This is a genomic window from Sphingobium salicis subsp. salicis (assembly GCF_049472635.1).
Classification (GTDB): Bacteria; Pseudomonadota; Alphaproteobacteria; order Sphingomonadales; family Sphingomonadaceae; genus Sphingobium; species Sphingobium yanoikuyae_A.
Genome location: NZ_JAYRCS010000001.1, coordinates 4,210,643 through 4,231,806 on the forward strand (window position 1 = coordinate 4,210,643; position 21,164 = coordinate 4,231,806).

Annotated in this window: 22 protein-coding genes and 1 tRNA gene; 12 read left to right on the plus strand and 11 right to left on the minus strand. The window is 62.9% G+C overall.

What is annotated here, in order from left to right; all coding sequences use genetic code 11:
- Positions 1–110: 110 nt before the first annotated feature.
- From VHN57_RS20345 to VHN57_RS20360, 4 genes are all read left to right on the plus strand, one after another.
- A complete protein-coding gene (locus VHN57_RS20345) occupies positions 111–2,372 on the plus strand; it encodes an NADP-dependent malic enzyme (RefSeq protein WP_423285081.1) in 2,262 nt (753 codons plus the stop codon).
- Positions 2,373–2,473: 101 nt separating this feature from the next.
- Positions 2,474–2,971: a flavin reductase family protein gene (locus VHN57_RS20350; protein ID WP_423285083.1), complete on the plus strand. Its 498-nt coding sequence runs from the start codon at positions 2,474–2,476 to the stop codon at positions 2,969–2,971.
- A gap of 157 nt (positions 2,972–3,128) precedes the next feature.
- Complete coding sequence (locus VHN57_RS20355; protein ID WP_423285085.1) at positions 3,129–4,109, plus strand: polysaccharide deacetylase family protein; 981 nt, start codon at positions 3,129–3,131, stop codon at positions 4,107–4,109.
- Positions 4,106–5,314 carry a carboxylate--amine ligase gene (locus tag VHN57_RS20360; RefSeq protein WP_423285087.1) on the plus strand — a complete coding sequence of 403 codons (1,209 nt, stop codon included), beginning with the start codon at positions 4,106–4,108 and terminating at the stop codon, positions 5,312–5,314. Before VHN57_RS20355 ends, VHN57_RS20360 begins: the two co-directional genes overlap by 4 nt.
- On the opposite strand, the gene VHN57_RS20365 is transcribed toward VHN57_RS20360, so the two are convergent.
- Positions 5,283–5,834, minus strand: coding sequence for an arsenate reductase/protein-tyrosine-phosphatase family protein (locus tag VHN57_RS20365; RefSeq protein ID WP_284112818.1), 552 nt, complete (start codon positions 5,832–5,834; stop codon positions 5,283–5,285). The genes VHN57_RS20360 and VHN57_RS20365 overlap by 32 nt on opposite strands.
- 91 nt (positions 5,835–5,925) lie before the next feature.
- Between VHN57_RS20365 and VHN57_RS20370 the strand changes: the two genes are divergently transcribed.
- Positions 5,926–6,960 carry a LacI family DNA-binding transcriptional regulator gene (locus tag VHN57_RS20370; RefSeq protein WP_423285089.1) on the plus strand — a complete coding sequence of 345 codons (1,035 nt, stop codon included), beginning with the start codon at positions 5,926–5,928 and terminating at the stop codon, positions 6,958–6,960.
- Between the two features lie 4 nt (positions 6,961–6,964).
- Here the strand turns inward: VHN57_RS20370 and uxaC are convergent, their stop codons facing one another.
- On the minus strand, positions 6,965–8,374 hold the full coding sequence (uxaC, locus tag VHN57_RS20375) for a glucuronate isomerase (protein ID WP_284112816.1): 1,410 nt from the start codon (positions 8,372–8,374) through the stop codon (positions 6,965–6,967).
- Between the two features lie 46 nt (positions 8,375–8,420).
- Between uxaC and VHN57_RS20380 the strand changes: the two genes are divergently transcribed.
- The gene (locus VHN57_RS20380) at positions 8,421–9,950 is read left to right on the plus strand and encodes a UxaA family hydrolase (protein ID WP_423286071.1); all 1,530 of its coding nucleotides are present in this window, start codon (positions 8,421–8,423) and stop codon (positions 9,948–9,950) included.
- 110 nt (positions 9,951–10,060) lie between these two features.
- Here VHN57_RS20380 and VHN57_RS20385 read toward each other — a convergent pair whose 3' ends face one another.
- Together VHN57_RS20385 and VHN57_RS20390 are read right to left on the minus strand one after the other, a co-directional pair.
- The gene (locus VHN57_RS20385; RefSeq protein WP_017499409.1) at positions 10,061–10,336 is read right to left on the minus strand and encodes an HU family DNA-binding protein; all 276 of its coding nucleotides are present in this window, start codon (positions 10,334–10,336) and stop codon (positions 10,061–10,063) included.
- 199 nt (positions 10,337–10,535) lie between these two features.
- A tRNA-Ser gene (locus VHN57_RS20390) sits at positions 10,536–10,627 on the minus strand.
- A 231-nt stretch (positions 10,628–10,858) separates the two neighbouring features.
- Here VHN57_RS20390 and VHN57_RS20395 point away from each other — a divergent pair.
- A complete protein-coding gene (locus VHN57_RS20395) occupies positions 10,859–11,662 on the plus strand; it encodes a DUF1134 domain-containing protein (RefSeq protein ID WP_004209269.1) in 804 nt (267 codons plus the stop codon).
- Between the two features lie 3 nt (positions 11,663–11,665).
- On the opposite strand, the gene dinB is transcribed toward VHN57_RS20395, so the two are convergent.
- The 3 genes from dinB to VHN57_RS20410 are packed head-to-tail and all read right to left on the minus strand — an operon-like array spanning position 11,666 to position 13,881.
- A complete protein-coding gene (gene dinB, locus VHN57_RS20400; RefSeq protein WP_284112814.1) occupies positions 11,666–12,763 on the minus strand; it encodes a DNA polymerase IV in 1,098 nt (365 codons plus the stop codon).
- A gap of 48 nt (positions 12,764–12,811) precedes the next feature.
- Entirely contained in the window at positions 12,812–13,357 is a 546-nt protein-coding gene (locus VHN57_RS20405) for a YceD family protein (RefSeq protein WP_004209271.1), read from the minus strand.
- A complete protein-coding gene (locus VHN57_RS20410) occupies positions 13,354–13,881 on the minus strand; it encodes a ubiquinol-cytochrome C chaperone family protein (RefSeq protein WP_423285093.1) in 528 nt (175 codons plus the stop codon). The genes VHN57_RS20405 and VHN57_RS20410 overlap by 4 nt, the downstream gene beginning before the upstream one ends.
- A 162-nt stretch (positions 13,882–14,043) precedes the next feature.
- Here VHN57_RS20410 and VHN57_RS20415 point away from each other — a divergent pair, with 162 nt between their 5' ends.
- Positions 14,044–14,556 carry an outer membrane protein assembly factor BamE gene (locus tag VHN57_RS20415; protein WP_004209273.1) on the plus strand — a complete coding sequence of 171 codons (513 nt, stop codon included), beginning with the start codon at positions 14,044–14,046 and terminating at the stop codon, positions 14,554–14,556.
- A gap of 433 nt (positions 14,557–14,989) precedes the next feature.
- Here VHN57_RS20415 and VHN57_RS20420 read toward each other — a convergent pair whose 3' ends face one another.
- Entirely contained in the window at positions 14,990–15,586 is a 597-nt protein-coding gene (locus VHN57_RS20420) for a recombinase family protein (protein ID WP_423285095.1), read from the minus strand.
- Between the two features lie 80 nt (positions 15,587–15,666).
- Between VHN57_RS20420 and VHN57_RS20425 the strand changes: the two genes are divergently transcribed.
- The 3 genes from VHN57_RS20425 (at position 15,667) to VHN57_RS20435 (ending at position 17,509) form a co-directional block, all read left to right on the plus strand.
- Complete coding sequence (locus VHN57_RS20425) at positions 15,667–15,945, plus strand: hypothetical protein (protein WP_423285097.1); 279 nt, start codon at positions 15,667–15,669, stop codon at positions 15,943–15,945.
- Positions 15,946–16,593: 648 nt separating this feature from the next.
- Entirely contained in the window at positions 16,594–16,821 is a 228-nt protein-coding gene (locus VHN57_RS20430) for a hypothetical protein (RefSeq protein ID WP_423285099.1), read from the plus strand.
- Between the two features lie 67 nt (positions 16,822–16,888).
- Positions 16,889–17,509: a hypothetical protein gene (locus VHN57_RS20435; protein ID WP_423285101.1), complete on the plus strand. Its 621-nt coding sequence runs from the start codon at positions 16,889–16,891 to the stop codon at positions 17,507–17,509.
- Positions 17,510–17,562: 53 nt separating this feature from the next.
- On the opposite strand, the gene VHN57_RS20440 is transcribed toward VHN57_RS20435, so the two are convergent.
- The gene (locus VHN57_RS20440; protein WP_423285103.1) at positions 17,563–18,054 is read right to left on the minus strand and encodes a hypothetical protein; all 492 of its coding nucleotides are present in this window, start codon (positions 18,052–18,054) and stop codon (positions 17,563–17,565) included.
- A complete protein-coding gene (locus tag VHN57_RS20445) occupies positions 18,054–19,010 on the minus strand; it encodes a hypothetical protein (protein WP_423285105.1) in 957 nt (318 codons plus the stop codon). The genes VHN57_RS20440 and VHN57_RS20445 overlap by 1 nt, the downstream gene beginning before the upstream one ends.
- 81 nt (positions 19,011–19,091) lie before the next feature.
- Here VHN57_RS20445 and VHN57_RS20450 point away from each other — a divergent pair, with 81 nt between their 5' ends.
- Positions 19,092–19,340: a hypothetical protein gene (locus tag VHN57_RS20450; protein ID WP_423285107.1), complete on the plus strand. Its 249-nt coding sequence runs from the start codon at positions 19,092–19,094 to the stop codon at positions 19,338–19,340.
- A gap of 3 nt (positions 19,341–19,343) precedes the next feature.
- Here the strand turns inward: VHN57_RS20450 and VHN57_RS20455 are convergent, their stop codons facing one another.
- Positions 19,344–21,125 (minus strand): DEAD/DEAH box helicase, encoded by a 1,782-nt coding sequence (locus tag VHN57_RS20455; RefSeq protein ID WP_423285109.1) that lies wholly within the window; start codon positions 21,123–21,125, stop codon positions 19,344–19,346.
- Between the last annotated feature and the right edge of the window lie 39 nt (positions 21,126–21,164).

Sequence of the window (21,164 nt, forward strand, 5' to 3'; positions counted from 1 at the left end):
GCTGAAACCAGAGCTTCGCCAAAGGGCAGGAAAATTGCGCTTCTCGCACTTGCCCACAAGATAATCTTACCGCTAGGGCGGCGCTATTGTTCCATTATGTGGGTGTCGCGATGACCGAAAAGTCAAATGTGGAATTTTCCGAGCGCGAGGCGCTGTTCTTCCACGCGACCGGCCGCCCCGGCAAGATCGAGATCATCGCGTCGAAGCCGATGGCGACGCAGCGCGATCTCTCGCTCGCTTATTCGCCCGGCGTCGCGGTGCCGGTGCGCGCGATCGCTGAAGATCCGGCGACCGCCTATGATTATACCGCCAAGGGCAATCTGGTCGCGGTCATCTCCAACGGCACGGCGATCCTGGGCTTGGGAAATCTCGGCGCGCTTGCGTCCAAGCCGGTGATGGAGGGCAAGGCCGTCCTCTTCAAGCGCTTCGCCGATGTCGATTCCATCGACATCGAGCTGAAGACCGAGGATGTCGATCGCTTCATCGACGCGGTCGAACTGATGGAGCCGAGCTTCGGCGGCATCAACTTGGAAGACATCAAGGCGCCCGAATGCTTCGTCATCGAAACGACGCTCAAGGAGCGGATGAACATTCCGGTCTTCCATGACGACCAGCATGGCACCGCGATCATCGCGGCAGCCGGCGTCATCAATGCCGCGCTGCTGACCGGTCGCGACATGAAGGACATGAAGGTGGTGGTGAATGGCGCGGGTGCCGCCTCCATTTCCTGCACCGAGTTGATCAAGGCGCTGGGCGTCCCGAACGAAAACGTCATCATGTGCGACAGCAAGGGCGTCATCTATCAGGGCCGCGCCGAGGGCATGAACCAGTGGAAGTCGGCCCATGCGGTGAAGACCGACGCGCGGACCCTCACTGAAGCGGTCAAGGGCGCCGACGTGTTCCTGGGCCTTTCGGTCGCCGGCGCCATGTCGCAGGATATGGTCAAGTCGATGGCGGCCAATCCGATCATCTTCGCCATGGCCAATCCCGATCCGGAAATCCTGCCGCCTGACGCCCATGCGGTTCGCCCCGACGCGATCGTCGCCACCGGCCGGTCGGACTTCCCCAACCAGGTCAACAATGTCCTGGCCTTCCCCTTCATCTTCCGCGGTGCGCTCGACGTGCGGGCGACCGGCATCAACGAGGCGATGAAGCTGGCCGCCGCCAAGGCGATTGCCGATCTGGCGCGTGAACAGGTGCCAGAGGAAGTGGCCAAGGCCTATGGCCGTTCGCACAGCTTCGGCCCGGACTATATCATCCCTGCGCCGTTCGATCCGCGCCTGATGGAAGTGGTTCCGGCCGCCGTCGCCCAGGCGGCGATGGATACCGGCGTCGCACAGAAGCCGATCGCCGACATGGCCGCCTATCGCGACTCGCTCAAGGCGCGGCTCAACCCGACCACCTCGGTTCTCACCAGCGCCTATGAACTCGCCAAGGCCAATCCCAAGCGGGTCGTCTTTGCCGAGGCGGAAGAGGAAGTGGTGCTGCGCGCCGCGATCCAGTTCCGCGAACTGGGCTATGGTATTCCCGTGCTGGTCGGCCGCGACCATGTGCGCGACAAGCTCAAGGAACTGGGCGTCCGGGATCCCGACAGCTTCGAACTGCACAACAGCGTCAATTCGCCGCTGGTGCCCGAAATGGTCGATCTTCTCTATGCCCGGTTGCAGCGGCGCGGCTATCTGCGTCGCGACTGCGAGCGGATGGTCAACCGCGATCGCAACATCTTCGGATCGCTGCTGGTGAAGATGGGCGTGGCCGATGCGATGATCAGCGGCGTCACCCGGCCCTATGGCCAGACCCTGCGCGAGGTGAAGCGGGTGATGGATCCGGCTGCGGGCTGCACGCCCTTCGGCATCCATGTCATGGTGACCAAGGACAAGACCGTCTTCCTGGCCGATACCACCGTCCATGAACGGCCTTCGGCGTCCGAACTGGCCGACATTGCCGAGGGGACGGTCGCGGTTGCGCGCCGCATGGGCCATGACCCGCGCGTCGCTTTCCTCTCCTATTCCAATTTCGGCAATCCACCCGGGGCCTTCCTCGACAATGTGCGCGACGCGGTGAAGCTGCTCGACCAGCGCGACGTCGATTTCGAATATGAAGGCGAAATGACGCCGGATGCGGCGCTCAATCCGACCGTGATGAAGAATTATCCGTTCAGCCGTCTGTCCGGCCCGGCCAATGTGCTGGTCATGCCGGGGCTGCAGTCGGCCAACATCTCGGCCAAGCTGCTGCGCGAACTGGGCGGCACGTCGATGATCGGGCCAGTGCTGGTCGGCATGGAAAAGTCGGTGCAGATCGCGACCATGTCGTCCAATGCGTCCGAACTGCTGACGCTGGCCGTGCTGGCCGCCGGCGGCATCGCGCTCTGATGATCGTGGCGGGGCACCAGCCCCGCCCCTATCCGCTACGACCGGTTGGTTTCTGACCGGTTTCGCTTGCCTTGCGCCATCGTCTGCTGGAAGACCATGGCATGAACAGCGCAACCATGATCGACAGTGCCACCTTCCGCCGCGTCCTGGGCCATTATCCGACCGGCGTGTGCGTCGTTACCGGGTCGGGCGAGGATGGCGCCCCGGTCGGCATGGTGGTCGGCTCCTTCACCTCGGTGTCGCTCGATCCGCCGCTGGTCGCCTTCTTCCCCGCCAAAAGCTCGGGCAGCTGGCCGCGCATCCAGCAGATTGGCCGCTTCTGCGTCAATGTCCTCGCCAGCGATCAGCAGCCGCTCTGCCGCCAGCTGGCCGCACCAGGTCCCGACAAGTTCGCCGGCGTGTCGCACCGCGTATCCGACAATGGATCGCCCATCATCGACAATGTCGTCGCCTGGATCGATTGCAGCCTGCATGCCGTGCATGAGGCCGGCGATCATTATATCGTGCTGGGCGAAGTGGTCGCGCTGGAAGTGGAACGGCCCGACCGGCCGCTGCTGTTCTTCCAGGGCAATTATGGCGAATTTTCCCTGCTCGCATGAGGAACAGGCGGCGCGACGCCGTCTGATCGGGCAAGAGGGCAAGAAAAAAGGGGTAAAGCTCGTTAAAAGGCCGTAATGATCCATATATGGGTCAGAAACATCACGGCTCCTTAACGTCTGCCGTCTATCATCGTCCCCATTCCGCATCGGACTGATCATGACTGCGCTGCTCATCACCATCGACACCGAATTGTCGGCAGCGTTGCACCAGCGCGGCGTCGGTCTTGAGCAGAATCTGCGCCAGTCGATCTGGGGCGAGACGGCGGTCGGTGCTTTCGGCATCGGCTGGCAGATGGACCTGATGGACCGCCATGGCCTCAAGGGCGTCTTCTTCCTCGATCCCCTGCCCGCATTGATCCACGGTCCCGCCTTTCTCCAGCCCATCGTCGCGGCCATTGTCGGGCGCGGGCATGAAGTGCAACTCCATCTGCACAGCGAATGGCTGGCCTGGGTCAAAGATTCGCCGATCGAAGGGCGGCAGGGCCGCAATATCGGCGATTTCAGCCTGGCTGACCAGATCACCCTCCTCGACCTTGGCCGCGACCTGCTGGAACAGGCGGGCGCCCCGCGGATCAGCGCGTTCCGGGCCGGCAATTTCGGCGCCAATGATGACACGTTGCGGGCGCTGGCGGCGATCGGCATCGGCTGGGACAGCAGCGTCAATCCGGCCTATCTCGGCCAGGGATGCGGCATCAGCATGGACGCCGGCCAGATCGGCGCGGTTCGCGCCCAGGGGCTGGTCGAACTGCCCGTGTCGGGGATCGCTGACCGCCCCGGCCATTTCCGCCCGGCACAGATCTGCGCCATGTCGGCCGCCGAAATGCGCGCCGGCATGCGTCACGCCGCGCAGGAATGTCATGATGCCTTCGTCATCGTCACCCATAGTTTCGAAATGCTCTCGCGCGACCGGATGCGCCCGAACCGCACGGTGATGCGCCGGTTCGAGCAATTGTGCCGGACTGCCGCCGCGACGCCGGATATACACCCTGCCGGCTTTCACGATCTTTCCTCGACCCTGGCCGATGCCCCGGCGCGCGCCCTGACCCGCGTGCCGCCCAGCCGGCTGCGCACCGGCCTGCGTATCGCGCAACAGGCCTGGGCGACCTGGCGCTACGAACATCGGCTGGTGCCTGCGTGAGCCGCCTGCCCTGCGCGATCGTCATCGGCCTGGAAAATGCGATCAGCCTGACCATCGTCCGGGAACTCGGCCGCCATGGCGTGCCGGTCCATGGCGTCGGGCCGGCAAGCGGGATCGCGGCGGCATCGCGCTATTGCACGGACAGCACCGATCGGCCGTCAGGCGCAGCGGCCGATTGGCTGCCCGACCTGATCGCCCGGACCGGGGCCCGCGCCGTCTTCGCCATTTCGGAGACCGATCTGCTCGATCTGGCGCTGCTGCCGCCGATGATCGGCGATTGCCATATATTGGTTCCGCGCGCCGAAGCGCTCAACCAGGTGATCGACAAGCGCCGCACCCTGGCGGCCGCGGCGGCGCAGGGCCTGTTGATACCGCAAACCTGGCAGCCGATGGCGGGTGACGATTTCCAGGCCCATGCCGCATCCATGCCCTATCCGCTGGTCGCCAAATGGGCCAATCCGCCGGCGGTCATGCCGTTGCTCGAACGGGCCGGGCTGGAATGGATCAAGGCGGAATATGTGCGGACGCCGGATGCGTTGCAGGCATTGCTCGCCCGCTATCGTCCGGTCGGCATCTGGCCGATGATTCAGCAATATTGCAGCGGTGTTGGCCTCGGGCAGATGCTGTTCATGGCCGATGGTGATGCGACCCTGCATTTCCAGCATCGCCGCCTGCACGAATGGCCGCCCGAAGGGGGCGTATCGACCCTGTGCCGTGCCGAACCGCGCGATCGCCATGGGCAACAGATGGCATTGTCCGAACAATTGCTGCGCGCGCTTGGCTGGCAGGGGCCGGCCATGGTCGAATATCGCTATGATGCAGGCAGCGGTCATTATTGGCTGATGGAGGTGAACGGCCGTTTCTGGGGTAGCCTGCCGCTGGCCGGCCATTGCCATGCCCATTTCGCCTGGGAAGCCTATCGCCGGGCGGTGCTGGGTGAAACGGATGCGGCGCCCCTGCCCCGCGATACGCTGCGCGCCCGCTACATGGTGCCGGAGACGAAGCGCCTGCTGCGATTGCTGATGGGCGGCAAGATCGCCGATCCCTTCTTTCGGGCCAGCCCATGGCGAGACCTCGCGACCTACCTGCTCGGATTCCTCGACCCGCGCATGCGCTATTATGTCTTCAGCTTCAGCGATCCCCGGCCGTTGCTGCGCGATCTGGGGCAGATCGTCAGGAAGGCGTTGCGCCGGGATAAGTCCTGACCAGCGCCGTCACCGCCTGCTCGATCCGCTGCAGGCAATGCGCCATGTAGCGATCGTCCAGGCCATAGGGATCGTGCAGATGCGGCATCATCGGTTGTGTCCATGTGCCGAGCAACTGGCGCGGCAGGTGCGACAGGCGCGAATCGGCAGCCAGCCGATGCAGTTGGCGCACTTCCATCGCCAGCAGCAGGTCGCCCGGCTGTGGCTGATAATCCGTCCTGTCGAGCGCCTTGTGGGCGGACAGGTCGTGGCCCAGGGCCTGCGCCGCCGCGATTGCCGGATCATGCGCGGGTCGTCCGGTGGTGGTCGACAGGCCGAAGGAGGCCGTGCGGGCGCCGGCCTTGCGGGCCACCACATCGGCAAAGGCGCTGCGACAGATATTGCCCTGGCAGACGAAGACCAGCCGACGCACTTCGGCCGGGTCGGGGCGCCGCGTGGCCGATCGCCCCAGCGCGAGCTGCGGATAGGACAGGACCAGACGCACCAGACCTCGAAATGTGCCGAAACGTGCGTTGATCATGCGACGGTGCCGATGGGGAGAAGGGAATCCATTGGAAGGGCGTTAGCCCAAACAGGTTGCGATTTCCCTCCCCCTGTGGCTAGCCGCAAAGATGCGATCAACAAAGGACAGCCCGCAGGGAAGCGATTCCACCATTGCCGATGTCGCCGCTGCGGTGGGCGTCTCGATCCGAACGGTATCACGGGTTCTCAATCAGTCGTCCAAGGTCAATGCGGAAACTCGCGAGCGCGTCCAGCAGGCGATTGCGGCGCTCAATTTCCGTCCTTCCATGCGCGCCCGCGCCTTCGCCATGGGCCGCTCCTTCCTGATCGGCATGGTCCATAATGATCGCAACGCGCTGGTGCTCGACGCCGTGCAGCGCGGCATCGTCGGCGAAGCGGGCCGGCGCGGCTATGAACTGGTGGTCCATCCCACGCCGATGGATGCCGCTGCCTCGGTCGAGGATGTGCTGCAATTCGTCCGTCGCTCGCGCACCGACGGTCTGGTGGTGCTGCCGCCGGTATCGGGCATTGCCGGCCTGCCCGAAGCGCTGGCACGCGAGCATATTCCCGCCGTTGCCCTGTCGGCCCTGCCGATCAGCGGCTATGCCGATGTGATCCTGTCGCCCGAGCGCGAGGCGGCCGCACAGGTGGCGCGCTATCTCCTCGATCTTGGCCATCGCCGCATCGCGATGGTCGGCGGCCCGGCCAACGCCATTTCCGCGCAGGAGCGCCGGGCGGGCTTTGTCGAGGCGCTCGCCGCCGCCGGTGTCACTTTGCTGGACGAGGCGGAGGGCGATTATGGCTTCCAGTCGGGCCTTGCCGCCGCCGAGCGCTTCCTGTCGCTGCCAACTGTGCCCACGGCGATCTTCGCCGCCAATGACGTCATGGCTGCCGGCGTCCTCAAATGCGCGGGAATCAAGGGCGTTGCCGTTCCGCAGTCGCTGTCCGTCGTCGGCTTCGACGGCAGCCTGTTGTCGCATGTCGTGTCGCCGGCGCTCACCACCATCTGGCGCCCCTTTGGCGATATGGCGCGGATCGCGACCCAGCAGCTGATCGACCGGATCGAGGGGCAGGCCGTGACCGCCGAACTGCCCCCGCCGCTGCGCCTGGTGGAGGCGGAATCGAGCGGTCCCGCCCCAGCCTGACCGATCAGACCCGATAGGCGCGGCGCACCAGCCCGACGGTCAGTTCCTGCACCAGCTCGGCCGCTTCCCAGTCGGCCAGCCGATGTTCGGCGACCAGTCGCGCCAGGAAGGCGCAATCGATGCGGCGGGCGACATCATGCCGCGCCGGGATCGACAGGAAGGCACGGGTGTCGTCGTTGAACCCAACCGTATTGTAGAATCCGGCGGTCTCCGTCGTCATCTCGCGGAAGCGGCGCATCCCTTCCGGGCTGTCATGGAACCACCAGGCCGGGCCCAGCCGCAGGCAGGGATAATGGCCCGCCAGCGGCGCCAGTTCGCGGGCATAGGTGGTCTCGTCCAGGGTGAAGAGGATGATGGTCAGGTTGGCGTCATTGCCGACCACGTCCAGCATCGGCTTGAGGGCACCGACATAGTCGGTGCGCATCGGGATGTCGGCGCCCTTGTCGCGACCATGGCTGTGGAACAGCGCGGCATTATGGTTGCGGCAGGAACCGGGATGGATCTGCATCACCATGCCGTCCGCCTGGCTCATCTTGGCCATTTCGGTCAGCATCTGGGCGCGGAACAGCTCGGCATCGTCGGCATCGGCCGTGCCGCCGACGATCTTCGCGAACAGCGTCTCGCATTCCACGGTCGACAGATTGGCGGTGCGCGGCGTCGCAAAGCCATGGTCGGTCGCGGTCGCCCCCATGGCGCGGAAATCGGCGCGCCGCTTGGCATGGGCCGCCAGATAACCCTTCCAGCTTTCGACATCCTCGCCGGTCATGTTGCCGAAGCGGACCAGCGCGTCGCGAAATTCCTCATGCTCGGGATCGATCACCGAATCCGGGCGATAGGTGGTGACCACCCGACCCTGCCAGCCGGATTCCCGGATCGCCTGATGATGGCGCAGATCGTCGTCCGCGCCTTCGGTCGTCGCCAGCAATTCGATATTGAATCGTTCGAACAGCGCGCGCGGACGGAAGGCGTCGGTGGCCAGTGCCGCATTGATCGCATCATAGACCTGGTCGGCGCTTTGTGCGTCCAGCGCCATGTCCAGCCCGAACACTTCGGCAAAGACATGGTCCAGCCACATGCTCGACGGGGTGCCCCGGAACAGATGATAATGGCTGGCGAACAGGCGCCATGCCGCGCGCGGATCGGTATCGGGCAGGCCGCCACGATGCGGCACGCCCAGATCGTCCAGCGCGATGCCCTGCGAATAGAGCATGCGGAACAGATAATGGTCGGGCGCCAGCAGCAGTTCGGTCGGGTTGGACCAGGGGGCATTGGTGGCGAACCAGGCCGGGTCGGTATGGCCATGCGGGCTGATGATCGGCAGGTTGGCGATCTCGGCATAGAGCGCGCGGGCGATCGAACGGGTCGTGGGATCGGCGGGGAACAGGCGGTCGGGCGACAGGGTAAGCGGATGCATGGCGATCTCCTTGTCCGCCGGTTACCGCCTTGTGCCAACGCTGGCAATGGCCTATTCCAAACCCATGTCGATCCTTGCCGAAACCGCCCCGCTGCTGGCCCTTCAGGTCGCGCCCGAAGATGATGTCGCCGTCGCGCTACACCCGGTGGAGGCAGGGCAGACCGTGCGGGTCGGCATGGTCGATGTGCCGTTGCGCGATGCGGTCCCGGCCGGGCACAAGTTCGCGCTTCATGAGATTCCGGCCGGCGCGCCGGTCCGCCGCTATCGCGCGCCGATCGGCCTGGCGACGCGGGCGATCCTGGCCGGCGAGCATGTCCACAGCCATAATCTCCACACCGCGCTTTCGGGCGAGCTGGCCTATCGCTTCACCGGCGCGCAGCCGCAGCCGCTATCCCCGACGGACCGACCCGTCCCGCATTTCCGCGGCTATGTCCGTCCCGACGGCAGTGTCGGCACGCGCAACGAGATCTGGATTCTCCCGACCGTGGGCTGTGTCGGCCGGCTGGGTGAGCGGCTGGCGATGAAGGGGGCGGCGCTGGCGGAGGGGCGCATCGATGGCGTCCATGCCTTCAATCACCCCTTTGGTTGCTCGCAACTCGGCGCCGATCTGGATGGCACGGCCGCGATCCTCGCCTCTCTGGCGCTCAATCCCAATGCCGGCGGGGTGTTGCTGCTCGGGCTGGGCTGCGAATCCAACCAGCTTGATGCGCTGCTGTCGCGCATTCCACCCGATCGCCGTGATCGGCTGCGCACCGTCCGCGCACAGAGCGAAAGTGATGAGTTCGAGGCTGGCATGACGGCGCTCGCCGAACTGATCGATCTCGCCAGCGCGGATCAGCGACAGGATGTGCCGCTTTCGGCGTTGCGCCTGGGGGTGAAATGCGGTGGCTCCGATGCGATGAGCGGCCTCACCGCCAATCCGCTGATCGGTCGCATGGCCGATGCCGTGGCCCAGGCGCAAGGCTGCGCGATCCTGACCGAAATCCCGGAGATTTTTGGTGCCGAGACACTGTTGATGCAGCGTGCCGAGAATGAGGCGGTGTTCGATCGGCTGACGCAGGTGGTCAATCGCTTCAAGCGCTATTTCCTCGACCATGGCGAGCCGGTGTCGGAAAATCCCAGTCCCGGCAATATTGCCGGCGGCATCACCACGCTGGAGGAAAAATCGCTGGGCGCGGTGCAGAAGGGCGGGATCGCCATCGTCACGGACGTGATCGACTATGGCGACCGGATCAGCCGCACCGGCCTCACCATATTGGAAGGCCCTGGCAATGATGCCGTGTCGACGACAGCGCTGGCGGCGGCTGGCGCAACCCTGACCTTGTTCTCGACCGGTCGGGGCACGCCGCTTGGCAGTCCGGTGCCGACGGTCAAGATCGCGTCGAACAGCGCGCTGGCCGATCGCAAGCCGGGCTGGATCGATTTCGACGCCGGACGCGTCCTGCAGGAAGGGATGGATGCCGCGGCCGATGCGCTGCTGGCGCATATCGTCGCGATTGCCAGCGGTGCGCCGGCCCGGAACGAGGTGAATGACGAACGCGCCATCGGTATCTGGAAGCGCGGCGTAACCCTTTAGTTTTTCGCCCAAGGATAATGGGGGTTGGGGCGATCCATCCGTGCGGGACCGGAGGATGCCGGCAGAATAAGCCCGGCGCCGCGCCATCAGGCGGGCACCGGGCCAGTTCCTCAGCCGTTCAGCTTGTCCTTGACCGCCTTGGCGGGGGTGAAGGTCAGCTTCTTGGCGGCAGCGATCTGGATGGTCGCACCGGTCGAAGGGTTGCGGCCTTCGCGGGCGGGCGTGTCCTTGACCTTGAACTTGCCGAAGCCGTTGAGCGAAACTTCTTCGCCCTTCGCGGCAGCATCGGCGATCGCGGCGAACACGCCATCGACCAGCTTGCGAGCATCGGCCTTGGTGATGTTGTTGGCCGAAGCCAGGCTGTCGGCGAGGTCGCTGTTGTTCATGGAATAGACTTTCCTTTGTTGTTGGCGCGCATTGCATAGCTCGCACGAAAGCCAAGGTCCATCGCCCCCAAGCGTCCGATTGCGCTTAAAAGTGCGGTTAATGGGGCGTTTTCGACGCTTTGTGCATGCGACGATGCCAACCGGCCGTTCGAAGGCCGATGTTGCGGCCTGAGCGGCCGGATCATCATCAAGGGAAAGGTGGCGGAGACGGAGGGATTCGAACCCTCGGTAGCCCCTTAAGGCTACGACGGTTTAGCAAACCGCTGGTTTCAGCCACTCACCCACGTCTCCGCACGAATTTGCCTACCGGAAACCGGGAGGCAGTGGCTAGGCGACGGGCTATAGCGACGGCTTTGATCCATGGCAACGGTCCAAATGCGCGATTTTTCATGCCGATTTGCACAATCGGATTCAATCTGGCTTAGAATCGACTCCGGTGGGCGTTCGTTCATTGTCGTTTCAGCTTGGCGACGGATAATCTGTCCAATGTTTTCAAGCGCGGGCTTCGGGGAGTATCGGGTAATGATCGGCAGCATGGGGCGCACGGGCGCCCGCTTCGCACGGGTGGGTGCCCTGATGGCGGCACTCGGCGGGCTCCTGCTGGCGCCGGTCGCCAGCGCGCAGATTCGCACGGTCGATCCCAACACGGCGATCGATTCCGATCTTGCGCCGCCGCCAGTCCAGAACAGCACGCCGACCGATCCCGGCGTCGACTCCAGCCTGCCGCCGCCAGCCACCTCGACCGATTCCGGCACTTATAATGCCGCCCCCGCTGTCGGCGGTGCCACCGCCACCGGCGCGCCCGTAACGTCCAATTCGCCGCCGGCCGCGATGGCCCCGGGCGAATCCTATCAGGAAGATGATCTGATCGGCGCCGCCGAAGGCGTGTTCGGCAAGGGGGCCGAGGGCCTGGCCGGCATCATCGAGAAGATCCTCAAGGACCAGGGCCAGCCCAATGCCTATATTTCCGGGCGCGAGGCGTCGGGCGCCTTCGTGGTCGGCCTGCGCTATGGTTCGGGCACGCTCAATCACAAGATCGAGGGCAAGCGCGAAGTCTATTGGACCGGCCCGTCGATCGGCTTCGACGTCGGCGGCAATGCCGCCAACACCTTCGTCCTGGTCTATAATCTTTATGACAGCCAGGATCTCTACCATCGCTTTCCGGCGGCCGAAGGCACCGCCTATCTGGTCGGTGGTTTCACCGCCAGCTATCTGCGCTGGGGCAGCGTGGTGCTGATCCCGATCCGCCTGGGCGTCGGTTACCGCCTCGGTGTCAATGCCGGCTATATGAAGTTCAGCGAAAAGCGGACCTGGCTGCCCTTCTGACGGTCATAGCAGGGAGAGCTGGGCGCCCTCGCCGTCGCTCTCCCCCGCTTCCCCCTCGCCTTCCAGATTATGGACGCCCAGGCCCAGCAGCCGGGCCCCCATGCGCAGCGGCAATTGCGCCTTCAGCAGCGCACGGCCAGCGTCCACCAATTGTTCGACCGACCGGACCGGCGCGGCAAAGCTGCGCGACCGGGTGATGATGCGGAAATCGGCGAACTTCACCTTCAGCACAACGGTCCGGCCATAGGCCTGCGCCTTCTCGATCCGGGCCCACAGGCTTTGCGCGATCCGCTCGATCTCGTGCAGCAGCGCCTCCTCGGCGAGAAGATCCTCGAAGAAGGTATCCTCGACGCTGACCGACTTGCGCTCCTGTCGCTCATACACCGGCCGGTCGTCCTCACCCCGCGCGGCGCGATAATAGAAGAGCGCGCTGCTGCCGAAATGGGTCTGGAGGAAGGGCAAGTCGCGATCGCGCAGGTCGGCGCCGGTCTCGATCCCCAATTTGTGCATCCGTTCGGCGGTAACCGGGCCGATGCCGTGAATCCGCCGCACCGGCATGCGCGCCATGAAGTCGGCGCCTTCCGCCGGCCGCACCACGCACAGCCCGTCGGGCTTGTTCTGGTCCGACGCCAGCTTGGCGATCAGCTTGTTATAGGACACGCCCGCCGATGCGGTGAGGCCCGTTTCCTCCTGGATCAGCCGCCGGATTTCCTGCGCCACCTGCGTCGCCGACGCGATGCCCGGCTTGTTCTGCGTCACGTCCAGATAGGCCTCATCGAGCGAGAGCGGTTGGATCATGTCGGTGAAGCGCGCGAAGATCGCGCGGATCTGGGCAGATACGCTGCGATAGACCTCGAACCGCGGCTTCACGAACAGCAGCTCGGGGCATAATCGCCGCGCTCTTGCACCCGGCATCGCCGATCGCACGCCGAACTTGCGCGCTTCATAGCTGCAGGTGGCGACCACGCCGCGCGGACCGCCACCACCCACGGCGATCGCCTTGCCGCGCAGGCCGGGATCGTCACGCTGTTCGACCGACGCATAAAAGGCGTCCATGTCGATATGGATGATCTTGCGCAGCGCGGGCGGCGGGGCGTCCATGGCCGGCCTTATGCCACCATGGGAACGAAAGGGAAACAGTCGGGCGTGTCAGCCCTTTTTCTTGCCCTTTTCATCCTTGGCCATGGCCAGCAGCGCGGCAAAGGGGCTGGCCTGATCCTCGGTCAGCACCCCGGCCTCGCGCAGATAGCTGTCGGCCTCCGGCGCGCGCGGATAGGGCTCCATCGCCAGCGCCACCGTCTCGGCCACCGCCTCGCCCATGTCGATGACATTGCCGTCATAGCCGATCGTGTCGCAATCCTCCGCGTCCAGCTCCAGCTCCTCGCCCTCGGGCAGGTCGCCACTCTCGGGCACGAAGCGCAGCAGGAAATCGGTGTCGATCGTCTCGGGCACCGGCAGGCCGGTAGCGACGCAGGGCTGGGCCAGGGCGGCGCGGACCCGGCCGCGTGCCAGGATCGTGCTGCCCTCCGCGCTCAGCCGATAATCCGCCTCCAGCCGGTCGAGCGCCAGCAGCGCAAAACGGCGCATCAGCGCGGCGCGCTCGCCCTCATCGGCGCTGATGGTCACCAGGCTGTCACCCAGCTTGCCCAGCTGGTCGGCGCGCACGGGGCGCGAAAATTCGATCATGTCGCTCATCCAAGGTCTCCAGCCAGCAAGGCGTCGCGGGTCAGGCAGGCCAGCCTTGTCCAGCGCGCGCGCAGCGCGCCCTCGACATGGGCCAGGGCATCTGCGGACGGGGCATCACCGCGATACAGGTTTCGGCGCAGCGCATCCTCCAGATCACCCTCCGCCGTCAAGGCCGCACGATAGGCCGCCAGTCGCCCGCCCAGCGCGCTCATCATCCGGCCGATATGCTTGCCCACGACGACATCGCCAATCCCTTCCTGGCGCAGCTGGCCGTCCATATCGTCGACGAACAGCTCGGTCAGCCACACGCTGTCCTGCTTCGCGCCCAGCGCTTCCAGCCGGATCAGCACCTGCGCCAATATCGCGACGATCATGTCGAAACGGCCGTCCAGCGTATCGGGCACACCGCCTTGCAGATACCAGTGCGGCTGCCGCCCTTCGGCCACCACCGCATGATAAAGCGGCATCAGGCCCGCCTTCGGATCATTGCGGCCCAGCAGGCGCTGGAGGAAGGAAGGACGGGATTGGGACATGGGTTGCCGTCTTTTCGTGATGGAATGTGGGCCAGCGGGCTTCGCGGGCGCGTGCGCCCCTTGCCGGGGCCTGCGCATTTCCATATTGATCGCTGGGCCGCCCGATGCAATGGCGGCTTTCTGTTTCTTGGGTTCGCGGGCCCGTCCCCGCAGGAGAAGACCATGCGCAAGTTTAGCCGCCAGTCCCGCCGCGGGCGTTTCCTGCTGGCTCTGGGCCTCGGCGCGATCGTGATCAGCGCATCGGGCTGTACCCGCATCCGCACGCATCAGGGCTATCAGGTCGACAAGCTGCTGGTGGACTCCGTCCAGCCCGGCATCGACAACCGTGCCTCGGTCGAAGGCACGCTGGGCCGTCCCAGCTTCGTCGCCCAGTTCGGCGAACAGGACTGGTATTATGTGTCGCGCGACATGCGCTCGCTCGCCTTCTCCAATCCCAAGCCGGTGTCGCAGACCGTCCTGCATGTCCGGTTCGACCCGGCCGGCAATGTCGTCGCGGTCGATCGCATGGGCCTGGAGCAGGTCGCGCACATCTCGCCGACCGGCGACAAGACCCCGACGCTGGGCCGCCATCGCAGCCTGTTCGACGAGATTTTCGGCAATATCGGTGCCGTGGGGGCCATGGGCGCCGGCTCCGCCGGTGGCGCCGGTCCAGGCGGCGGCCCGAACGGCAGCTGAGGCTGGCTGCATCGCAAAGATATAGGCGCCGTCCTGTCCATCATGGACCGGGCGGCGTTTTTTTGGACGGCATGACCTGACCATCGGATCGACAGCGGTTCGACCTGCGACAGGCACAAAAAAACCGCCGTTTCCGGCGGTTTTTGCTTCCTTCCTCACCGAAGGAAAATGGTGCCCAGAAGAGGAGAGCGCCGGGCATCGAAGTTCGAGTCCTCGATCGGGACCATATTTTCTCCATCGAGATCAACGGTATCGGTGTTTGGCGATGTGAGTCCCAGAAGAGGAACCGCACCCCCGTCATGATCGTCGGGCCGATCTGGTGCGGACGAAGGGGCGTCATCGGAGCGTGATGTCATGCTCGATCTCCATGGTGACGATGTTGATGAAGTGAGGGTGGTTCGACAGCGTCAGCGGCGATCGTGGTCGCCGATGGTTAAGCGGCGATCGGTTCGGCCATCGAGACCTTGATCCGGTGGACCGTAGCAACGCCGACCCGATGCTTCCGCGCCGTTTCGTTGATGCTGACACCTCTGATCAGGGCGCGCTTGATCTTGTCGACCTTGACCGGGTCAACCGGCGGACGGCCGCCCTTCTTTCCCGATCGAGCAATGCCTGCCCGGACCCGTTCGCTGATCATCGCCCGCTCGAACTCGGCGAAGACTCCCAACATCCCGAACATGGCCCGCCCTGACGGCGTGCTGGTATCGAGGGCCTGCACATGGAGATAGAGATCGACGCCGCGTGCGGTCATGTCACCGAGCATTCCGACGAGATGCTGGAGGGATCGGCCGAGACGGCAGACCGACCACGCCGCCACCATATCGTATTCACGGCGAGCAATGCCTTTCAGGAGGGCGTCGAGACCGGGACGCTTCTCCCGTCCTTTCGCACCAGATATGCCTTCATCACTATGGTGGGCGACGATGGTCCAGCCCATACGTTCGGCCGCCATGTTGAGTTCGCGCAGCTGGTTCTCGACGGTCTGGCCATCGTTGGTTGAGACTCTGGTATAGATCGCCACACGCTTCATGGTCTGGAGATTCTCATGAAGTCAGCAATCAATCAACTACTTCAAAAACTTCGATATTTCTCCTGATCGATGATAATTCCATGTCGTTGGTGGGAGGGCGTATGGAGCATGATCTGCACGATCTGAGGGTGGGCGATCTGGTGATCCGCGAGATGGATAATCGCGGCCAGATTGACCGGCATATCGGCGAGGTTCTGTCGATCCGGGCACGTATCCAATATCTCGATGTCGGCTACGACTGGCGAGAATGGTGGGACGTCACCACGGCATCGCTCCATCCGTTTCGGCCGCTGTCGAAACCGGGGTATAGGCTGCGGAAGGCCGAGGTTGATCAGATCGACCGGCTGCGGCTGCGGTGACCGGGCAAAGTTTTGATCGGGTTTTGATCGGAACGGGGAGAACGGGGCCGCCGCGCCGGAGAAAGCCCTCGAAAGCAACGTGGTCTACCCCTCTTCGGTTTTGATCGGGTTTTGACCCTCAGCGCTTTTGTCAGGTTACCTGACGCCTTTCCGAGCCATTCCATTGAGACTGAATATGGAGCGCAAAAATCGGCGTCGATGAAGTGGCGGAAATGGCTGACTTCGGAGGGGCTCCGACAGTCGGGTTTATGGAATGGCAGATCGGGACTGGGAAGTTATCGATCATCCCCGCGACATCATCCGCCCAGAGAACCCCTCGGCCACAGGCGCGGCCGATGTGATGGCCCGGCATGTTCGTGCTGGAGTTGGGATCAGATCGACAGTCCGAAGTGTCACATGACCACCGGGGGGGCCCGCCGGGGGCGCTGCGCTTTGCGGGGGCATTAGTGCCCCGATCTCTATATATTATAAGCAAAGGGCACTATTTTGCCCGTTCGCGATCAGCGAGACGGTGACACTTCGGACAGTGCTGCCGCATCGGGATGACCGTGATCCACGTCGATGACCACAAAAGCGGATCGGAAAAATCTGATACAAAAATGCATCTGATCTTGATGTTGCGATCCCCATAGTTGGGGCGTTGGTATCGTGATGATCATGGCATCGCGACCGATCGGCACAGCCATAGAGCACGGGAATCCAAGGTATCCCAGCCATCATGACGGCAGGCAGCGTGATGGCAGGATCATCGTCAACGCCGATCATAATGCCGAACCAGCCTTGTTGTTAAAGTTGCGGGCTGGGAATCGAGATCAATCAGCGGAAATGGCGGAAATCTGCGAGTTGGAGGGGCTGCTCGATGATGGTCGCACGTGAATATTGCGGCGGGAAGGTCGAGGTCAGTAGCCTTGGATGATCGGCAATATCCGCCGACGGAGTATAAATGATCGTGCACAATTATAATCAATCGCGAAACACGGAAGGCGCATACAACGGCAAGAACACCGAGCCCATGTTTGGCGATAATCTTGACAACGAAGAGAAGGAGCACATCGATCTGGACGAGGCGAGGTCGATAATGTTTGGCAGAGGTAATTCCTACGATCGCCTGCGAACACTTATTGATATTTCGTCGCAGATGAAACCGGAGGAATGGTTTTCAGTTTTGGGCGAGATTTGGGAAGTCTGCGACAACATCTCCTATCACGTCCCTCACCTCTGCTCGCTGACCCCATTCCTGCAATTGGTGCGGACCCCACTGGCATGGCGAGACCACATGATGACGACCAACGAGCGTGCCGCCTTGGCGGATTTACCTGATCGCGTGACAATCTATCGTGGATGCTACAAGCACAACATGGACGGCATGTCTTGGTCGCTTGATCAGCAAGTTGCTGCGGGATTTCTCTGCATGAACCGCTATCGCTCGAAAGGGCAGCCGCTGTTGATCAAGGCTACGATCGCGCGCGACCGGATTCTGGCGTTCAAAAACGGGCGGCAAGAGGCGGAGATCATTGCTTGGCTGCCAACTGTCGAGGCAGTCAACCGTTTGCGAAAGCGGTGATAATTCGGTCGAACGGCGTAGGGCTACGGCCCTACGTCCTCGGTGGGTGACGGCTACGTTCGCATGGCTGTCAAAGCAACCAACGTTGTCGCTGTTGCGCTCGCCTTCTTGGGTTCATTGGTCAGGCGCACCCACGTTGCGCCGTCGACTCGATGGTATTCCAGCGCGGTGGCTGGACGCAGTTGCTCATTGATCCACCTGCGCAACGGCTCGAACAGATGGCTAACCCAAAGCGCCTCGATAGAAAGAAAAAGGCGACGATCATTTGGCTCACAAAGGGAGCAAAACCATGCCGCTCCATCGTTTACCGGCACCACATCCTCGTCGAACAAAAAGTCCCAACATTCTTCACCGAGCATGGCGGCAATGCTGATCCCGGAAGGGTGCGCGTATCCCTGCATTGCGCGCCCGCCGATCAAGAATGAGATGTCCACGGTATCCCGGTCGGCACAGGGCTCAAATGCCACGAGGTCGTCAAGACCAGCGGTGGCGAACCATGAAGTGAAGGCCTCAGTGAACGGCCGCATTCCTTCGATTGCGAGCATCAAAGCCCCCAATCACCATGGAAGCGCCCCAACCGCCGCAGTGCTTCGACAGCCTTGTCACTGCGATCGGGACGGCGATCCGGGACACCAAACCGGGCGGCAAACGCATAAGCCGCGCGCGAAACGCTCACATCCACAGAAAGATTACGGTAGCCATAAACGCCGTCCACGATCCACATACCATCGGTCTTGTCAAAGCTAATGAGCACCTCCTCTCCTTCGTAGCGGAATTCCCCAAAGGCGTGTCCTCCGGCCATTGCCGAAGAAAAATAGCCCCTTGAGCAATTGCGATACTTTCGAGCAATTTCGGCAAGCTCGACTCCGGAGCGGATAGGCCGATATCCATTGGCCGCAGGAATTGGTCCCGGCGGGAACGCCATCTGCATCGACCATCGCTTGATCGCATCATTGATACTATCAGCCCGGCGCAATGCCTCTACAAGCGTCGGACGATCGACGCCACGGCGACTCAACAGATCAACGGAAAGGGCCACGTCAGTGGCATGCTTGTGATCCTTCATCTTATCGAGGATGCGGGCGTCACAAAGATCAACAGGGCAGCCAGTGATGATGGCAAGCCGGTCAGGATTGAGAATGGCGGACCGCCAAGTTGCCTCGACGAGATGGCGGGTCCCTTTCGACAGCAGGTCAAACAGTTGACGATAATAGGCAGGCTCGTGCGGCTGCGAGCCGCTCCGCCCCAAAGCCGCCCGAAGACCCCGAGGCGCAATGCCGAAAGCGCGACGAAGGATAGACCGATGATCGGCGTCCATCAGGAACTCAGCCGCCTCATTCAATGCGGCTACGCCCAACTCCACCACAGCGAAAAATGCGGCAGTGACCTGTCGCCGCTCATCGCTCGCGCGAAGATAATGGCCTGCGAATCCCGGCTTTGCCTGATCCAGCAGCGCAATGCGATCCAGCATCCATCCCGAAACCGGTGCGATGGACTTCATAACAATATCTCCCTTCAAATCGGGTTCATATTGTCATGCGGCTTCTCCTCGATCGGATTGGGACGAGGGCATAAATACTCGATGAAAAAGGAAAATTCATCAGGAAACTTCAGCACTTGGTCCTTTGGATATGGCGGATGCGACGATCTCCCATACTTCGATGATGAAGGCGCGATCTTGATATGGAAGGTGCTGACCGCTCCTGTGCATCCGGAAAGCGATCCCCGGCATCTGTCGGCAGATATGCGCGATCGCCTTGTGTGTCATCGCATAGCGCAAATAGAGCAGGAGGCAGAACGCCGCATCGCAACGCTGCACTCCCTTGGATGATATCTATCTGAAAGTGAATGGTTCAGCGTAATCTCCAGCGGTCTGCCACAGTTGCTTGGCGATATCGTGCATCTGCTTCATTGCGGGCTTGCGAAGATCATTGGCATGGTAGGGGATCACAACATGCGCTTTTGCGCGTGATATCGCGACATTGATCAGCCGGTCGCCTTCCGCGCCGTGGAAAAAGGTGCTCGATGCGTCGACCGGGTCAAATATCACCAATGTCCGCTCGCTGCCTTGGGCACGATGAACGGTGCTGACGCTAATCTGACTATGATTGCGACGGAGCATTGACCGCAGCAGTGCAACTTGCGCCCGATAGGGCGCGAGGACCACGATGTCCTTTGGGTCGACATAGGAACCTGCAAGTTCATCCAGCGCGGTGAGGACGAGGTTGGCGGACTCGAACCTGATGAAGCCGCCATATCTTTGGGAAAATGTCGCTTCTTCACCCACCGGATCGAAGCACACCCTCGGCACCTCTCGCCCATTGACAAAGAAGGGCGAGCGGTTCGTCCGCCAGCCCTCATCACTGTTGGCCTTTTTACAGACCAGCAGATCGCCGCCGTAGAATGTTGTGCCGACGATGTGGCAGATGGCTTGCGTCATGCGCGATTGTTCATTCAGCCGCGCGGTTTTTACATGCGCGAAGACGTCGAAGGCGGTGCGGGTGAGGGCTCCGCGAACAGCAGCGTTATCCGATCGGGCGATTGGCGAAAGCTGCTGAGGATCACCCGCGAAAATAGTCTGCGCGCCTAGCGCGGCCATCATCATCGCTACGGGGCCAAGCACCTGAGAGGCCTCGTCGCACAGCACAAAAGGGAAGCGTGGATTTTGTAGGCAGTGATGCCAGCGCACCGCCGTCGCAACTGTAACACCAACGACACGGGCCGAGGCGGCAGTCGTTTCAATATCCGCGCTCAGATTCCGGCGGGCGGCATCCATCCGGCCCTTCCATTGCACATAATCGACTATTCTTGCCTTGGGCGGTTCGGAGGCTTCGAGCACGAGATACTCGTTGACCTTCTCGGCAATCCCGGATGCCAGCAAATGTGGTCGATCGACATATTTGCGTGGGTCGAAGTGCGCGCCGATCCGCTTCACTTGCGCCGCAAGATCATGACTGCCGATCCGCTGTAGCCAATCGTCGATCGAGAGGATCGCCGTATCAACGGCGACATTGGTCGGCCCGACGACAAGGATGCGGGCCTTGGGAAATCGGCGCAACAGATAGGCGGCGATGGCCCCGATTGTGTAGCTCTTGCCGGTGCCGGGAGGGCCGATCACGATGGAGGATCGATAGGCGGTGTTCTGCACCGCTTCGCTCTGCCGTTTTCGGAGGTCCGCGAATTCAGGCGGAAGGAGCCTGATCTCCTGAATGGGATCGACATCCACCTTCGACAGCTTGAGGGCTTTGGCGGCTCGATCCGCCATCGGCCCTTGCCACATCTCGATGAGCGGGCCGAGGAAGTCGTTGAGGAAGACCCATGCCGTCTCACCCTCCTTTGGTGCCGCTCCTTCGAGCGGCTGCACCACCACCCGGTCATTATCGACATCGACGAACTTGATGATCCCGCCGAACTCAAGCTCACGGCCCCAGCGGATGCGCCCGCCTTCAAGCCCTTCGTCCAGCGGCACCTTCTTCCGCGCCGCCCCCGGCTTCATCGACAGAACGATGAACTCGTCCGCCCATTCGGCTCCCAATACCATGAACGGCGCACCCTGAAGGGTCAGCGCCCGCTCGCTGCTCAACGCCTCAATGATCCTGTCGCGCGTCAGCCCCACGCAATCCCCCAATCTTGCGGCAAAACAGACTGGCGAAAG

Bases quoted from the DNA above. Each gene is read 5' to 3' on its own strand.
- VHN57_RS20405 (WP_004209271.1), bottom strand. From the start codon at position 13,357: ATGAGCGACATGATCGAATTTTCGCGCCCCGTGCGCGCCGACCAGCTG.
- VHN57_RS20435 (WP_423285101.1), top strand. From the start codon at position 16,889: ATGATCGTGCACAATTATAATCAATCGCGAAACACGGAAGGCGCATAC.
- VHN57_RS20445 (WP_423285105.1), bottom strand. From the start codon at position 19,010: ATGAAGTCCATCGCACCGGTTTCGGGATGGATGCTGGATCGCATTGCG.
- VHN57_RS20385 (WP_017499409.1), bottom strand. From the start codon at position 10,336: ATGAACAACAGCGACCTCGCCGACAGCCTGGCTTCGGCCAACAACATC.
- VHN57_RS20380 (WP_423286071.1), top strand. From the start codon at position 8,421: ATGGCCTATTCCAAACCCATGTCGATCCTTGCCGAAACCGCCCCGCTG.
- VHN57_RS20395 (WP_004209269.1), top strand. From the start codon at position 10,859: ATGATCGGCAGCATGGGGCGCACGGGCGCCCGCTTCGCACGGGTGGGT.
- dinB (WP_284112814.1), bottom strand. From the start codon at position 12,763: ATGGACGCCCCGCCGCCCGCGCTGCGCAAGATCATCCATATCGACATG.
- VHN57_RS20365 (WP_284112818.1), bottom strand. From the start codon at position 5,834: ATGATCAACGCACGTTTCGGCACATTTCGAGGTCTGGTGCGTCTGGTC.
- VHN57_RS20370 (WP_423285089.1), top strand. From the start codon at position 5,926: ATGCGATCAACAAAGGACAGCCCGCAGGGAAGCGATTCCACCATTGCC.
- VHN57_RS20345 (WP_423285081.1), top strand. From the start codon at position 111: ATGACCGAAAAGTCAAATGTGGAATTTTCCGAGCGCGAGGCGCTGTTC.
- uxaC (WP_284112816.1), bottom strand. From the start codon at position 8,374: ATGCATCCGCTTACCCTGTCGCCCGACCGCCTGTTCCCCGCCGATCCC.
- VHN57_RS20440 (WP_423285103.1), bottom strand. From the start codon at position 18,054: ATGCTCGCAATCGAAGGAATGCGGCCGTTCACTGAGGCCTTCACTTCA.
- VHN57_RS20450 (WP_423285107.1), top strand. From the start codon at position 19,092: ATGAAAAAGGAAAATTCATCAGGAAACTTCAGCACTTGGTCCTTTGGA.
- VHN57_RS20355 (WP_423285085.1), top strand. From the start codon at position 3,129: ATGACTGCGCTGCTCATCACCATCGACACCGAATTGTCGGCAGCGTTG.
- VHN57_RS20425 (WP_423285097.1), top strand. From the start codon at position 15,667: ATGTCGTTGGTGGGAGGGCGTATGGAGCATGATCTGCACGATCTGAGG.
- VHN57_RS20420 (WP_423285095.1), bottom strand. From the start codon at position 15,586: ATGAAGCGTGTGGCGATCTATACCAGAGTCTCAACCAACGATGGCCAG.
- VHN57_RS20350 (WP_423285083.1), top strand. From the start codon at position 2,474: ATGAACAGCGCAACCATGATCGACAGTGCCACCTTCCGCCGCGTCCTG.
- VHN57_RS20410 (WP_423285093.1), bottom strand. From the start codon at position 13,881: ATGTCCCAATCCCGTCCTTCCTTCCTCCAGCGCCTGCTGGGCCGCAAT.
- VHN57_RS20415 (WP_004209273.1), top strand. From the start codon at position 14,044: ATGCGCAAGTTTAGCCGCCAGTCCCGCCGCGGGCGTTTCCTGCTGGCT.